Origin of the sequence: Pseudomonas sp. R32 (assembly GCF_009866705.1) — a bacterium.
Classification (GTDB): Bacteria; Pseudomonadota; Gammaproteobacteria; order Pseudomonadales; family Pseudomonadaceae; genus Aquipseudomonas; species Aquipseudomonas donghuensis.
Window position 1 is genome coordinate 3345345 of sequence record NZ_CP019396.1, and the last position, 14257, is coordinate 3359601.

20 protein-coding genes and 1 tRNA gene are annotated in these 14257 nt (G+C 59.6%); 7 read left to right on the top strand and 14 right to left on the bottom strand.

Annotated elements, in window-relative coordinates:
• Nucleotides 1-15 precede the first annotated feature (15 nt).
• Genes PspR32_RS15495 through PspR32_RS15505 form a run of 3 tightly spaced genes read right to left on the bottom strand, consistent with a single transcriptional unit; the run spans nt 16 to nt 3017 of the window.
• Complete coding sequence (locus PspR32_RS15495; RefSeq protein WP_010223937.1) at nt 16-387, bottom strand: response regulator; 372 nt, start codon at nt 385-387, stop codon at nt 16-18.
• A 19-nt stretch (nt 388-406) separates the two neighbouring features.
• Nucleotides 407-1849, bottom strand: a complete 1443-nt coding sequence (locus PspR32_RS15500) for an ATPase domain-containing protein (RefSeq protein WP_010223938.1) — start codon at nt 1847-1849, stop codon at nt 407-409.
• A gap of 4 nt (nt 1850-1853) precedes the next feature.
• Nucleotides 1854-3017: a two-component system sensor histidine kinase NtrB gene (locus PspR32_RS15505; protein WP_010223939.1), complete on the bottom strand. Its 1164-nt coding sequence runs from the start codon at nt 3015-3017 to the stop codon at nt 1854-1856.
• A 331-nt stretch (nt 3018-3348) separates the two neighbouring features.
• Here PspR32_RS15505 and PspR32_RS15510 point away from each other — a divergent pair, with 331 nt between their 5' ends.
• The 3 genes from PspR32_RS15510 (at nt 3349) to PspR32_RS15520 (ending at nt 4390) form a co-directional block, all read left to right on the top strand.
• Nucleotides 3349-3543, top strand: a complete 195-nt coding sequence (locus tag PspR32_RS15510) for a hypothetical protein (RefSeq protein ID WP_036994782.1) — start codon at nt 3349-3351, stop codon at nt 3541-3543.
• A gap of 205 nt (nt 3544-3748) precedes the next feature.
• A tRNA-Leu gene (locus PspR32_RS15515) sits at nt 3749-3833 on the top strand.
• A gap of 143 nt (nt 3834-3976) precedes the next feature.
• A complete protein-coding gene (locus PspR32_RS15520) occupies nt 3977-4390 on the top strand; it encodes a DoxX family protein (protein WP_159388834.1) in 414 nt (137 codons plus the stop codon).
• Nucleotides 4391-4428: 38 nt separating this feature from the next.
• Here the strand turns inward: PspR32_RS15520 and PspR32_RS15525 are convergent, their stop codons facing one another.
• Both PspR32_RS15525 and PspR32_RS15530 read right to left on the bottom strand, forming a co-directional pair.
• Entirely contained in the window at nt 4429-4638 is a 210-nt protein-coding gene (locus PspR32_RS15525) for a hypothetical protein (protein WP_010223944.1), read from the bottom strand.
• A gap of 69 nt (nt 4639-4707) precedes the next feature.
• On the bottom strand, nt 4708-5163 hold the full coding sequence (locus tag PspR32_RS15530) for an anti-virulence regulator CigR family protein (RefSeq protein WP_159388835.1): 456 nt from the start codon (nt 5161-5163) through the stop codon (nt 4708-4710).
• A gap of 110 nt (nt 5164-5273) precedes the next feature.
• Here PspR32_RS15530 and PspR32_RS15535 point away from each other — a divergent pair, with 110 nt between their 5' ends.
• Both PspR32_RS15535 and PspR32_RS15540 read left to right on the top strand, forming a co-directional pair.
• On the top strand, nt 5274-5516 hold the full coding sequence (locus tag PspR32_RS15535; protein WP_100783205.1) for a hypothetical protein: 243 nt from the start codon (nt 5274-5276) through the stop codon (nt 5514-5516).
• Between the two features lie 67 nt (nt 5517-5583).
• Nucleotides 5584-6249 (top strand): SOS response-associated peptidase family protein, encoded by a 666-nt coding sequence (locus PspR32_RS15540; protein WP_159388836.1) that lies wholly within the window; start codon nt 5584-5586, stop codon nt 6247-6249.
• A gap of 72 nt (nt 6250-6321) precedes the next feature.
• Here PspR32_RS15540 and PspR32_RS15545 read toward each other — a convergent pair whose 3' ends face one another.
• From PspR32_RS15545 to PspR32_RS15570, 6 genes are all read right to left on the bottom strand, one after another.
• On the bottom strand, nt 6322-6606 hold the full coding sequence (locus tag PspR32_RS15545) for a hypothetical protein (protein ID WP_010223948.1): 285 nt from the start codon (nt 6604-6606) through the stop codon (nt 6322-6324).
• Between the two features lie 125 nt (nt 6607-6731).
• On the bottom strand, nt 6732-8312 hold the full coding sequence (locus PspR32_RS15550; RefSeq protein WP_036994777.1) for a sensor domain-containing diguanylate cyclase: 1581 nt from the start codon (nt 8310-8312) through the stop codon (nt 6732-6734).
• A 214-nt stretch (nt 8313-8526) separates the two neighbouring features.
• Entirely contained in the window at nt 8527-8883 is a 357-nt protein-coding gene (locus tag PspR32_RS15555; RefSeq protein ID WP_010223950.1) for an I78 family peptidase inhibitor, read from the bottom strand.
• A gap of 56 nt (nt 8884-8939) precedes the next feature.
• Nucleotides 8940-9380, bottom strand: coding sequence for a GNAT family N-acetyltransferase (locus tag PspR32_RS15560; RefSeq protein ID WP_036994775.1), 441 nt, complete (start codon nt 9378-9380; stop codon nt 8940-8942).
• A 35-nt stretch (nt 9381-9415) separates the two neighbouring features.
• Nucleotides 9416-9610: a hypothetical protein gene (locus tag PspR32_RS15565; RefSeq protein ID WP_036994773.1), complete on the bottom strand. Its 195-nt coding sequence runs from the start codon at nt 9608-9610 to the stop codon at nt 9416-9418.
• Nucleotides 9611-9769: 159 nt separating this feature from the next.
• The gene (locus PspR32_RS15570) at nt 9770-10174 is read right to left on the bottom strand and encodes a hypothetical protein (RefSeq protein WP_159388837.1); all 405 of its coding nucleotides are present in this window, start codon (nt 10172-10174) and stop codon (nt 9770-9772) included.
• Nucleotides 10175-10589: 415 nt separating this feature from the next.
• Here PspR32_RS15570 and PspR32_RS15575 point away from each other — a divergent pair, with 415 nt between their 5' ends.
• Nucleotides 10590-10910, top strand: coding sequence for a YceK/YidQ family lipoprotein (locus PspR32_RS15575; protein ID WP_010223956.1), 321 nt, complete (start codon nt 10590-10592; stop codon nt 10908-10910).
• A gap of 56 nt (nt 10911-10966) precedes the next feature.
• Here PspR32_RS15575 and PspR32_RS15580 read toward each other — a convergent pair whose 3' ends face one another.
• Entirely contained in the window at nt 10967-11278 is a 312-nt protein-coding gene (locus PspR32_RS15580) for a hypothetical protein (RefSeq protein ID WP_010223958.1), read from the bottom strand.
• A 108-nt stretch (nt 11279-11386) separates the two neighbouring features.
• On the opposite strand from PspR32_RS15580, the gene PspR32_RS15585 reads away from it, so the two are divergent.
• Complete coding sequence (locus PspR32_RS15585; RefSeq protein WP_159388838.1) at nt 11387-12205, top strand: helix-turn-helix domain-containing protein; 819 nt, start codon at nt 11387-11389, stop codon at nt 12203-12205.
• A 205-nt stretch (nt 12206-12410) separates the two neighbouring features.
• On the opposite strand, the gene PspR32_RS15590 is transcribed toward PspR32_RS15585, so the two are convergent.
• Nucleotides 12411-12881 carry a GNAT family N-acetyltransferase gene (locus tag PspR32_RS15590; protein ID WP_010223960.1) on the bottom strand — a complete coding sequence of 157 codons (471 nt, stop codon included), beginning with the start codon at nt 12879-12881 and terminating at the stop codon, nt 12411-12413.
• Between the two features lie 341 nt (nt 12882-13222).
• A complete protein-coding gene (locus PspR32_RS15595; protein WP_036994769.1) occupies nt 13223-14233 on the bottom strand; it encodes a magnesium transporter CorA family protein in 1011 nt (336 codons plus the stop codon).
• Nucleotides 14234-14257: the final 24 nt, after the last annotated feature.

Genomic DNA, 14257 nt, shown 5'->3' on the forward strand with positions numbered 1-14257 from the left:
CTGCCTCACCAGGTCTCAAGATGCCTCGGGCGCGTCGACCAGTTCCTTCACTTTGGCCATCAGTTGAACGATGTCGAAGGGTTTGTCGAACACGGCAGCAAACAGCCCGGAATTATCCCGCCCCATGTGAGCTTGTGCCCCGCTCATCAGTATGATCGGCAAGCCCTGTAGCAGCGGCTCTGCACGAATGCTGACGGCCAATGCCCCGCCATCCATCACCGGCATCATGTAATCGGTGATCACCAACTCCACCCGCTTGCCTTTCAATACGTCCAGGGCCTTCTGCCCATTGCTGGCCAGTTCCACGTCGAAACCTCTGTCCTCAAGGGCGTACCTGAGGATATCGGCGATCAGGTACTCGTCATCGACGACCAGAATGGTACTCATGGTGTTACCACCCGCCTCTTCATGATCCCGACACCGGTGAAGGCGTGCCGGACATCGCCCCCGAGACCTGGGCAAATGCCTTCTTCAGATCGATACCCTGGTCGCTGATGACCAGCTCCAGCAGCGCCGGGTCGTAATAGCTGTCGCGCACCTTGAGGACCGACAGCAAACGCTTGAGCTCGGCGTCCACTTCGACAAAGCGCATCAGCAGCAGGTTGTCAACGATGCTCGACAGGTCGGGCGCCGGCGCGTTGATTTCCGAGCCAAAGATGTCACGCATTTCCCAGGTAGCCAGGACGCTGACGTCACGGGCGCGCAACTCACCGGTCAGGGCGCGGAAGAACTCGTTGAGGCGGCTCGGGTTGCTTGCCAGCCGGGTAAAAGCGCCCAGGCTATCGATCAGTACACGCTTGATGTTGTGCTGCTCGACCAGGCGCAACAGGCGCATGCCAACCTCATCGAGCAAGCCTTCGGTGGTCGGTTGCCAGGCAATGTGCAGTGCGCCGCTAAGTTCCATGGCGCTGAAATCATGCCCCAGGGCGCTGGCTTTCAGGCGCAGGCGCTGAGGCGTTTCATAAAAACCGAAATGCAGCCCGGGCGCTTCGGTGGTGGCTGCAGCCAGAAAACTCGCCCCCATCGAGGTCTTGCCGATACCCGAGGGCCCCATGACCAGGGTGACCGATGCCGCGGGCAGCCCCCCGCCGAGCAAGCGATCGAACATCGGTATGCCGCTGGCGACGCGGGTCAGCTCGCCACTGCCCTGGCCACTCGGGTGGCTGTACAGCGACTCCAGGCGCGGGTACACCTGCAGGCCATCCTCGGTGATCTCACACTCGTGAATGCCCGACAACGCACCGCTGCCACGGGTCTTGCGCAACTGGATGCGGCGCAGCGAACGGCTGCCGAGCAACGTGTCTCCCAGCTCGATAACACCATCGACCATGGTGTGTTCCGGGCTTCCGTCATCCAGCTGCGAGCTGGTCAGAAACAGCACGGTGCAGCCGGCGAACGCGGCATGGCCATGCAACTCGGCAATGAATTTTTTGCTGTCCAGCGGGGTTTCCGCCCGTGAGCGGGCATTGAGCAAGCCATCGACGATCAGCAAGCTGGCCTGGTGGCGGCTGATTTCACCGCGCAGCAGTTTCACCACTTCGTCCAGCCCCTCTTGCTCCAGGGTGTCGAAGGCACTGACGAACTGCAATTGCGCACCGATTTTCGCCGGATCGAAAAAGCTCAACGTCGCCAGGTACTGGAACAGACGCTCATGGGATTCACTCAACAGCGTCGCCACCAGTACGCGGCCGCCTTGCGCGACATGGTTGAAGGCCAGCTGGTTGGCCAGGATGGTCTTGCCCGAACCGGGCCGCCCTTGAACGATATAGGAGGCACCCACCACCAGCCCGCCCTTGAGCAGTTCATCGAGCCCGGGGATGCCGGTGGCAAGGCGGTTGAGTTGCTCCACGATGCTATGCACCTCCGTACTCTGGTGTAGGGGCGAGGCCAATGGCGGCGCAGTACACCGGCAGATAGACACTCATGCAAGTGCCCTTGCCCGCTTCAGTACTGACGCTGACCGTGCCATTGCTCTGTTTGGCGAAACCATAGACCTGGCTCAGGCCCAGGCCTGTGCCCTTACCAAGACTCTTGGTGGTGAAGAACGGCTCGAAGATGCGCGGCAGCACCTGGCTGTCGATTCCTCGGCCGGTATCGCGCACGCTGATGCAGACAAAGCACCCGGCCAGACCGTCCTGTTGGCCATCCAGCTCACAGTTTCGTGCGTGCACGCTGATCACGCCCTCGCCGTCGATGGCATCGCGGGCATTGAAGATCAGATTGAGCAAAACCATCTGCAACTGCCCGGCATCGACTTCGACATCCCACAGGTCCTCGGCAAGCTTTACCTGAAGCGCCACGGCATTGGGCAAGGCCTGCCCGAGCAGCGAGCGTGTCGACTCAATCAGCGCCGACACCTTGACCCGGCCAGACTTCAGCGCCTTGTAGCGGGCAAAACTGAGCAGTTGCTGGGTCATCTGGCTGCCGCGTTCGCCGGCATCGAGGATATGCCCGAGCAGGCGCTGGGTACGTTGTGGATCCCGGCTAACGAGCGCCAGCCGGGCCGAACCGATGATGATGGTCAGCAGGTTGTTGAAATCATGCGCCATGCCCCCGGTCAGTTGGCCGAGGGCTTCGAGCTTCTGCGACTGACACAGCTGCGCGCGCACCTCATCGAGTTGCAGCGCGGCCTCGCGCCGCTCGGTGATGTCGCGGGTAATTTTCGCCAGCCCCACCACTTTGCCATCGGGCGCCCTGATCACGTCCAGCACCACCAGCGCCCAGAACAGCGAGCCGTCCTTGCGCAGGCGCCAACCTTCATCCTGGGCGCCACCGGTACTCAAGGCGCGATCGAGCAGCCAGGCCGGCTTGCCGTCGGCACAATCCTGCGGGGTGAAGAATATCGAGAAATGCTTACCGATCACTTCATCGGCACAGTAGCCCTTGATCCGTTGGGCACCGGCGTTCCATGACATCACATGACCTTCGAGGTCGAGCATGTAGATGGCGTAATCAGCGACGGTTTGCACCAGTTGCTCGAAGCGATTGGCATGCAGATCGGAGTCGGATGAGACCATGGCTGCCCCACGAAACCGCAGATGGCTTGTCTGGATATGACAGCATACGCTGCACGCGATTCCCTTCGCTGGTCTAAAACTTAGTCGGATTCTTCGCCCACTGCCAGACCTTGGCAAACGGCACAGGCCAATACCACCTGACCCAGGGGTTGCCGACGGACGTTTCAGCAGTGCGAGGCGCCTGCGTGGACAGGTGTGCCTGCCTTGAGTTGATCAAACATGAAAGCAACAGTGGCCCAATGACAGCAAGGAGCCAATTGCTCTATAGTCGCCCCGAATTTGCTATCTGCCACCTACCTCGAGGGAACGACGCGTGGCCGCAGACCTACGAATGAAAGCCATCCACGATGACCTGCAACACACCGCCGCCGACCTTGAGCGGGTGTCGCACGACTTGCGCGGGCACGTGTTGCACTTGCAGCACTCCATGCACCAGGCCGACGCCGCCGCAGTACTGGGCAGGATCGCTGGCCTGCAGACGTCGGTGGCTGACTTGCGCAGCGTCGCCGATACGATCAGCTACTGACCACACAGGCTGCGTGGCGTCTGCGCCAGCTGGCGGCGAAACAGTCTGGAAACGCCACCGGGTGGTCCTGGCCCAGGTCCAGGGCAAGTGCTCTGGCGCTCAGCACAGGCGCCGCCCAGAGCCTTGCGCGCGGTTGACTCGAATATAACGATGGGTTATAAAGCTCGCTTGATTGAGGGAGCAAAAGCATTTTCCTCAAGGCAATGCGAGTGTGGTGGAATTGGTATACACAGCAGACTTAAAATCTGCCGGCGTGAGCCTTGCGGGTTCGAGTCCCGCCACTCGCACCATCTTCTGAAAAGGCGCCTTATCGGCGCCTTTTGCTGTCTGGCGTTTATCCAATTACAGCCTTATGCCCTTTTTGCGCCGGCGCGCCGCAAATCCTTGCGGCAACTGCTAAGGTAAAATTGCCCAACAACAAAGGAAGGCCGCCATGCGCTATACCCTGTTCGACAACCAGCGCGACGTTATCATCCTGCTGGCGCGGATACTGCTGATGATCCTGTTCGTGATGTCTGGCTGGAGCAAGCTCACCGGCTTCGACGGCACGGTCGACTACCTGGCATCCCTGGGGGCTCCGCTGCCAGCAGTCGCGGCTACGGTGGCGGTAGTCATGGAGTTTTTTGTCGCCATCATTCTCATCCTGGGCTTCTACACCCGACCGCTGGCCTTCCTGTTCGCCCTGTTCGTGATCGGTACCGCAGTCATCGGCCATCCGTTCTGGAACATGGTCGACCCAGCCAAAGCGGCCAACACCGTGCAGTTTTTCAAGAACATGAGTATCGTCGGCGGCCTGCTGTTGCTGTCGGTCACCGGTGCCGGGCGCTTCTCGGTGGATGGCCGTTAACCGCGCCCCCCTCCAGGTGCCAGCGCTGTTGCTGGCGCCTAGAGGTCGTCGAGGGTGTCTACGCCTTCATCCCAGAAGGCATCATCGTCCCCCGCGCCAGCACCAGGCCCCTCCTCGTCCTCGTCGTCATCTTGCGGATCGAACAACGGGTTGACCTCATCCTGGAACGGGTAATCGTCTTCGGCGAACTCATGATCCAGCAAGTGATCATGTTCAGGTTCGTGAATGTCCAGTTCGTCGTCGTTCATTGCAGGGCCTGTCTTGCCGGTGTGGGGGCGCCTGTATAAGCGCACTGGCCCACACCGTCAACTGCGGTTTCAATCGAGCACGTGAGTCAGCACTTCGTAAATGATGCCGGTGGCAATCGCCACCAGGATCAGGTCGGTGCCGGCCTGGCGCCATTCGTAACCATCATAGTGCGGTAGTCTGCCGAGCAGGCGGTCATCGAGTTTTTTCGCAATGCCCGGTGGCAAGGGTTTGCCCCGCGCCAGATTCTTGCGCACACCCGGGGGCAGGTCGGCGCCGCGGCTCCAGTAATCAGGATAGCCATGCAGCACGTTGATAACGCTGGTGCGATCGATAGTTGGGCCGTGGCTCCATTGCTCGGCACCCTTGCCGCCTTTCTGGCCGGTACCCTGGCCACCCTGTTTGCCCTGGCCTTGGCCATGCGCCGGATTGCCTTTGCCATTGCCCGGATCGGCAACAGCGCCAAGCGAGCCGAGCATCAGGCTCAGCGAAGTGACGGCGACAACCAGCAAGCGTGATCTGGACATAACGATGCGCTCGATAATGGGACATCCCACAGCAGCTTAGACGTTGTACAGGCACAAGGTTCCATGCCAGGGTAACGGCACCCGGGAGCGGTGCCCGCCAAGGAGCGACAATGAAATACCTGCTGATCTTCATCGCCAGCTACGGGGCAACATTTTTCGTGGTCGGTTCGATCATCGAGGCTCGGCTACAGGACCTGGCCGAGCACCTGCGCTACCGCGAGCGGGCGCCAACCCAGGCGCAATTCCTGCGCGAAGTGCACGCCAGCGCACGACGCTCGACCTTCGAAGTCAGCGCCTGGCTGGGCACCTTGTTGGCCTTGGTTGTATCGCTGGCGGTCTGGGCGCTGACATGACTGTCGCAGGCTTGCCCGGCGATCGGGTCTATCCTCAACCGATAGGCACCTCGCGGAGCATCGCAGCATGTGCGGCAGGTTGTCCCAGTACCGTGGCATCCACGATTTCGTCGACGCCCTGAGCATGCCGGGTGCTCTGGTCAACAACGTCGGTGATCAACCGCTTGGGCGCTTCAATCTGGCACCGAGCACACCGGTGGCACTGCTGCATATCGCGGCCGCCAGCCTGCACGCGGACCTGCTGCCCTGGGGCTGGCGGCCGCACTGGTCCAAGGACCACGCCACGCCCATCAACGCGCGAGTGGAGAAGGTCGCCCATGGCGCGTTCTTTCGCGCCATCTGGCCACACCGGGCCATCGTGCCGATTGACAGCTGGTTCGAATGGGTCGATGAAGGCCGCGCGAAAAAACAGCCTTATCTGATCCGCCGCGCCGATCAGCGCCCTGCCCTGTGCGCCGCGATCGCCCAGTTCAGCGGCGAGCACGCGGGGTTTGTGATGCTCACGGCGGACAGTGAAGGCGGCCTGCTCGACGTGCATGACCGCCGGCCGGTCGTGCTGGCGCCGGCTTTCGCCCGACAATGGCTGGACCCGGCCACTGCCGGTGAGCACGCCGAACAGATCGCCTTGCACCTGAGCGAGCCGGCCACGCTGTTCGAGTGGTACCCGGTCAGCTCCGCCGTCGGTAATGTGCGTAATCAGGGCGCCGAATTGATCGCTCGCCTCCCAGGGTAGCGGCTGATGACAGGGCGTTCGTAGAGCCCGATGACGGCGGCGGCAAGCGACCGGGTAATAGCGCAGTCGCTATCAAGCCGCGGCAAACCATCCGATGAAGGCAATCAATCCTATTACCTGCAAAATCAGTAATGTAGCCGCGCCTGCGGGTTTTCCGGCGAGCCACCAATAAGTGCCCACCAACGGCAGGCATAAGCCATTGGTTACCCCCAGCGTGAATAGCGCGAGGGCGCTACCAAGGCCCGGGAAAGGCCCTTCAGGGCTTAACAGGATAAATACGAAAACGCAGCCGCCTATCGCCGCGACAACAAGGGCAGCCAGTGCAAACAAGCGTTGGGGCAAAAAGGGGTCGTCCATGATCAGTCCTTTGCATGTGCGGGTCGGCCATTTTACCGATGCGCGCAACGTTTATCATGCATTGCCTGACGGTGGCCGGCATCACATTCGAGGTGTTCACTGTGCGCCGTTCGGGCGGCGGATGGCTAGGTCCGGTTACTCGCCCGCCCTGCGGCCAGACCGTCGACCAGGCACCAGCCGTTACGCCCCTTGTCCTTGGCCTGGTAAAGCGCCGAATCGGCAGCGCCCATCAGCACGTGCGCCGTGAGCGGCTCGCTGACCGGGTAACCCAGGGCAATGCCGGCACTGGCCGTGACCCGCCCTGACGGGCTTTTCACATGCTCGATAGCCAGTGAGCGAATGGCTTCGAGGATGCCCTCGACAATCCGGCTGGCACCTGCGGCATCGGTGTTGGGCAGCAGCAGGGTGAACTCCTCCCCGCCGTAGCGCACGGCCAGGTCGCCAGGGCGCTTGAGGCTGCTCTGAATGGCGGCGCCTACTGCCCGCAAACAGTCGTCACCGGCCGGATGCCCATAGTTGTCGTTGTAGCGCTTGAAGTAATCCAGATCCATCATCACCAGTGCCAATGGATAGCCCTGGCGCTTGGCCCGGCGAATTTCTTCAGCCAAGGCGGTGTCCAGCCGACGCCGGTTGCCCAGGCCGGTCAGGCTATCGCTCAAGGCCAGGTCGCGGACGGTCTGGTGCGCACGGCGAAGCGCGGTCTCCATCACCATGCGTTCGCGCAATTGCCTGAGCACCAAGGCGCCGAAGCTGCTCAAACCCACCAGCAACAACAGCAACACCATGGCGGTTTTGATCAGGTCTTCACGCCAAGGGTCGATGATCGAAGCCCTCGACAGCCCGGCTTCCACCACCAGCGGATAAGCGTCCAGCGCCTTGTAGGCGTACAGGCGCTGCGTGCCGTCGACCACTGCCGTGGTTTCGACGACACCTTCGGGGGATTGCGGAAGATAGTCCTGGAAAATCTCGCTACTGGCCAGGCTGCCGCCAATCACCCGCTCGACAAAAGGCCGGCGGACCAGGATGGTCCCGTCCCGTTTGGCCAGTACCAGCGCCCCGCGGTCATCGATCTTGAACGCCCCGTAGAACTCGACGAAATAGTCGACCTTGACGGTGCCGAGCAACACCCCGAAAAACGACCCGTCGGGGTTGTTCAAGCGCCTGGAAACAGGAATGATCAGATCGCCGGTGGAGCGGCTTTTCACCACCGCGCCGATATACACGCCGCGATCTTCATGGGTGCGGTGATACTCGAAATAATCGCGGTCGGCGTTATTGGCGTTGGTCGGAGTGCCGCTCTTGTCGGTAACGATCCAGCGGCCGTCCGAGCCATACACGAACAAGCCGTGAAGCTGCGGCATCAGTGTTGCCTGCTGCTTGAGCAGCTTGTGCAGCCGTGCAATGTTCATCCGCGCAAACCCGTCGCCCTCCAGCCGCTCCCCAAGCATCGCGGTTACCACATCGACCTGACGAATCGCGTCTTCGGCATGCTGGGCAGTGGCACTGGCAAGGTTGGTCACCGAGTCATGAGCACTGGCGAAGGCGTGCCGGTAATCGCGCCAGATCCGCCAGCCTTCGATGCCGACGAACAGCAGCACGACCAGCAGCAGGAAACTCAGAATCAAGCGAAACAGCGGCGCCGAACGCCCTTCACGTGGCGAGAATGACTCCGCATCGTGCCCGTTCAAGTCATCGCAGGAGGGCATACAGGTCCCTGTTCCATAAAACTCCAACCACAGTGATAAACCACCTCCCGACTGTCTGATAGCACTTGGCGTTTAACATAGACCACCCAGGCCCACCCACCTAGCGCTGGCGTGCAAAAAAGCACGCTACGTCGGGCGCTATGCTCAACAATGGCTGATCAATGCGATGAACCAGGGGCATGGTATCCGGCAACGCAGATGGGTAGTACAGGCGCTAGCCGCAGAAGGCCCCGACAATCCGCTTCTGCTCATTCACTTCCAGATTCAGCCGATCAGGCACGAAGCTCAGGTCGCGACCCGGCATCGACAACACACGCACCGAACTGACGCCCGATAACACTTTGGCAAGCAGCAGTACGTCCTTGCCCACTTCCTGGCCAAACAAGACCTCAACCGACTCTGCCGTGCACGCCTGCTCATCGCTGAAATACGCACTGGAATCTTCGCTGATGGTCTCTGCGAGCTCGACGATCACCACGCTGAACAACAACCAGCCGACCAGGGCCAGGGAGAGCCCGAGAATAATGTTCGGGAGCAGGTCAAGCACACCCCGCGCTGCACTTTTGTCCATAAAAAAGCCTTCAAAGGCTGCTCAGACCGAACACCCCCACGCGAGTTCCCGATCGATCAGCGGGTGCGTTTGAAGTAGACAAGCTCCGGGTCATGCTCATCGAGGTTGTCGATGACGCCGCTCGGCTCGAAACCGGCCTTGAGGATGAGCTTGCGCGAAGGAAGGTTGGACTGGTTGGTCGAGATGAACAGCTTTGCTGTCTTGCAGGTCGCCTCGGCGGCGAGCAGTAGCCGACCTGCCATGCCCTGACGTTGATATTCAGGGGCAACGACGACCAGGTTGATAAAACCGTAATCGAAAAAGCTGTAGGTGAGCACGACGTAGCCAATCACCGCCCCAGCGTGCACGGCAACCAGGCATTGCTGCTTGTCGACGGCTTCGCCAAGAAACCGCCCGCGCCCGGTGTTGACACTGGCGTAGGCATCGAATGCGAGCATGGCGCCCACGTCTTCGGGCATGGCCCTGCGGATGATTGTATCGTCGTGCGTTGCGCTCATTCGGCCTCCTGCCTTGAGTCAATACCGCGGCGGACCTACCTCTGGTCCAACAATGCCGCATTCGCCTGGCGGACCATGGCCACCCACTCCGCCGGGCTGACCAGACCGGACTGCTCAAGCTGCTGCGCGGCCATCAAGGCCTGGTCGTATTCGGCCTCCTGCAGCACACCTTCTCCCAGGAAGCGGGCCCGCCACTCAAGAATCGCCGCCATCCCTTTCTTCGTCTCCATCCCCGCCCCCACGTCCACTGAAAACAGGTGTTCGACCGGGTCGTCACCTGAGCGGCGGCGAGATTACAGGAGAACGATAGATTTGAGAATGTTTCGTAATACCGCCTGTCATTTCGCGCTGTGCAGCCACATCGCTACCGCTACAGCGATAATCAGCCGCTAGCCTTGCGTGTGTTTGCGCTGCTCGAGGAACACCGCCAGCGCCGCCAGCACGATAGCCAGGCTGAAGGCGAAAAGGCCAAGGTTAATCCCCAGGATCATCTTCTCTGAACCGTCCGTGAGCACCATTGACCCACCGTAGCCCTCCCGCAGCCAGTAAGCCATCAGGAAACCACCGGTGACGAAAAGGGTCAGCAGGCTAGCCAACCTGAGATTGTCCTTGATCCACACCAGCCAGACGCTATAGGCGCCAAGCGCGGTATTGGTGAACAATTGCCAGGTCTCATGGAGCCGTGCATGGGGTTCCCACGCCGGGTTGAACACATGGGTCTGGTTGATCTCGAGAATAGGCACCACAACGGCGTAGAAGACGATCCCGATCGTTACCAGCAGCTTGGCCATCATCACAAACCTCCTTGTCCGTGTTTCTCGTTACCGGGCCGATTCTCGAAGGGCCAGCGGCAGTTCGCAGGAATGCTGGCGCCGCAAGGCGCACGCGGTGTATTTCAGTCCTGCCCGGTGAGTTCGCAGCCGCAGTACAGCGCCTAACTCTAGCTGCTTCATCGAAGGACCTCCAGAACCTTGCGAAGTGATCCCGTCATCACGATATAAATGAACTGCCAGGGCCTGGAATTCATTTAGTATTCACATCTATCAGGTGAACGTTGGCCACCTGCGCTCCACGCCTCGGGCTGCCGGGAATGTTGCTACCCTGCGGACGACGGGAGCTGATGTTGCAACACGACCAAACCCGGACCTGGCTTCGATAGGCATTCATCCCAGGCCCGCCAGGATTGATTTGTCAAAGGAGTGAGCCGTTATGAAGCTAGGGATTGCAGGTCTGCTGCTGGTGACACTGTGCGGATGCGCAACGGTCAGAACCGTGACGGACGAATCACGCGCAGTAGATGATCTGGCCAAATGGGAAACCAACTGCCATTCGATACCGCGCGCCTACAGTGGCGTTGCCTATCAGTTTTGCAACCTTAACGGACCGGCCAGATCGACTGCTCACTGGGCGCCAGCGCCGATCCTTCTGGATATGGCCGCATCGGGTATCGCCGACACCGTCATGCTTCCCTATACCGGCTACCGGCAGTTCAAACATGGAAATACCCCAGTACGGCGACTGGAGTATTGAGGCTTCAAGCACTGATGGCCAGGTGGTGGTTCTGTTCGCCAGGTGGCGGCGCATCGTCATCCCTTCTTTCTCTCTGCCCCCCTGATTACGAGGTACAGCAGAGGACCGATTGAAACGAAGACCAGCGTGATCAGCATGTAAGGCAGCACCCCAATCAGAGCGCCTCCTCGTGCGCGGGTGTCCGTTACCATCCACATGCAGGCCAGCGCGGCCATCAAGTAGAGGTCGACAACCACTTGCGCGGTGTCAGGCCGGGACATCAGCTCAAGACCAAAAGCGAGGAGCGATTGCTCTGTAATCAGCAGCGTCCAGCCGGTATATAGCGTGAAGGCCATCAGTGGGGGCAGTGCAAGATAGCGAGCTCTCACGTTTTTCTCCTTGGTGAGTCACCCCGGTACAGTAGTGATAGGGTTCCTCGCCACTCAATGACCTGACAGGTCATGGACGTCTCCCACATGGACAGCCAAGGTAGAAGCATGAGTAACCATCACTTCCATCGCAGAGCCGCCGCTGCCGGTACAGAAGCCGGAGCCTATCTGCGCCGGTTCCGGCAACACGCGGGATTGAGCCAGTTAGACCTATCGCTCATTACCGGAATTTCCCAACGCCACCTTAGCTGCATAGAAACAGGACGTGCCAACGCGAGCCCCAGCACCTTGCACGCAGTGCTCTCTGCGCTTGACGTTCCGCTGGAGCAAAGTAACGACGTATTCCTCGCGGCGGGGTACGCACCTCGCTACACCGCATCGCCGCTAAACGCACCGGAAATGGAGATGGTGTATGCAGCGGTCAATCATATTCTGCAGGCCAACAATCCGGCTCCAGCCATTGTCATTGCCAGCAACTGGGACATTACGGCCGCCAATGTCAGCACAGGATTGCTGTTTGACATGGTCGGTCTTGCGCAAGGACATCGCTCAGGCCTCAATCTGCTGACGACGCTACTGTGCCCGGGGGGCTTGGGTGATTACCTGATCAATGCCGAAGAGATCAGGGCAATCGCCTGGCAGCGAGCGACGAGGGAGGCTGCAAGCAACGCTGATCTGTCTCATCTGCTAAGCAGTATTCCCGCCCCTGCCAGCCTTCCTGCAGATGCGGCGCTCTCCCCTGTAGTGCTTACTCGCGTGCATTCAAAACAGGGGGAGCTGGCGTTCCTTTCAACCTTTACAACCTTCGGCATGCCGCTGGACATAACTGTGGCATCGTTGCGTATTGAGCACCTGATTCCCGCCGACACGCAGACCTGGAAAACGATGACGGCGGCCTATGAACAGTGGCTAGCGGTTCAAGCATAAGTGGCACAAGGGCACAACATTATCGTCCCTACGCAAGGCGTGAACTTCAAAGCGGTGCACAACCGCGACCGCAACGTCACCCACGCCAACACTGATGGGTGATTCAACCAAGAGGCCTTCGTTTATGACGCGACACACGGAAAGTCATCAGCGGCCCTCTTGGCGTTCAGTCAGAAATCCTCATTCTCGATCGCTAATCCAGCGTTTACGCAGTTGCATCCAACGGCATTCGGTATTCGATAACGCCAGGCTTTTCGGCAATCCAGTCGTATAGCCTTTGGGCGGTTTGATTGGTCTCCTGGGTGTGCCAGTAAAGCCGGTCACAGTTTTTTTCCCGCGCTTGCCCTTGCACATATTCGATGAGCGTCTTACCGATCATCTGGCCGCGTACGCTTGGGCATACGTATAGATCCTCCAGGTAGCAGAAGTCGTTGCGGCCCCAGGTGGATCGGTGAAAAACGAAGTTAACGAAACCGTAGAGGTGCTCGCCATCTGAGGCGACTGCACAATGCACAGGTTCGGTGCTGTCGAAGAAACGCGCCCAGGTGGTCTTGGTCGTCTCCATGCCCACATCCACCTGGTAGAACGCTTGATACTTAGCCCAGTATTCGCACCACGTGTCGAAGTCCTTTTGCTCTACTGGGCGAACCGATAAAACCTGTTGTCCTGCTGTCATGCTCAATCCTTAATGACGGTAGAAACGATAACTAGAAATGTAGATGCCCCGCTCCGTTTCTATCCGGTACGGCGCCGCCCCCACGTGGTATCAACACGCTTGGTAACTGATTTATAGCGTGCCAATGGCCGAGGTAGCCCATCCAGTTTTTGATCTGCGGCCAGACCATTTGCTTAATCTCCAGAGTTCTGCTTAACCTGCGAACATCAACTGGGCTTGTCTTTGTTCCTGATGAAATCCAGATAGAAGCCCACAGCGCCCACCAGCAGAATTGCGCTTACCACCAGCAAACCAACAACGGTATTGTTCATCTACATCTCCTTGGCAGATCGCTGCTCCGATCACGAGAACACACGTGTAAACAATCGCTTTGCGCCGCCCGGACGCGAGGCAGTAGCCACCACCCCTGCTCGACTTCCCCCACGAAAATCCCGGGCCAGACGCTTGAGAAACAAGACCATCACCCCGCCCAACAACAGCATCGCCAGGACCAGTGCCGGATAAGCAAGCCACCACGGGACACCACTGGTCATCATGCTGAATTCGGACATGCCGCCGATGCTGGCGATCAGGTTCAAGGGCAGAAACACCACGTTGATCAAGGTCAGCTTGCGCAGCATTTCGTTCATGGTGTTGTTGGCCAGGTTGCCACGTGCATCCATCAGCCCGGCAAACACCGTGGAGTAGATCTCTGCCTGTTTGTAGCACTGGGTATTCTCGATGATCAGGTCGTCGATCAACTCGATGAGCGGCGCGTCAAAGTGGTTTTTCTGCGCATGATTGCGAAGACGCGAAAGCACCGTGCCATTGCTGTGGATGGCGTTGATGTAATAGATCAGGCTTTCACTGAGGTTGAACATCTGTATCAGGTGGTTGTTGTGCATCGAGCTGTTGAAGCGCTGCTGCAGCTCGCGGGCAACCCGCTTGATCACCTTCAAGTGCCCAAGGTAGTGATGGATATTACTGAACAGCATGTCCAACAACACATCCAGCGGTGTCTGCAAGTCATGGCGGGTACCCAGGCCTTGCAACTGCGAGTCGTCCGGCGCGATCAACACCAGGCGCTCGGCGTGCAACAAAAGACCGAAGGAGGACACTTCAAAGGAGAAACTGTCGCCGCCTGAGTAGTTCTCAGGACGTTTCCAGATCAGGAACAGGCTGTCTGGGTGGAACTCGATGCGTGAGACCTCATCAGGGTCAAGCGCTGACGCCAGCGCGTGCTCATCAATGCGCAAGCGGTGCTTGAGCAGTTCGCGCTCGGCAGGGTCCGGATCGACGAACAACAGTACCGGGCTGTCGAGGCCTTCACTCGGATGCAGCGCCCCTTGGGCGAGCAGGAAGCTTTTAATCATCGCGGCACTCCCGGATCGATGCCG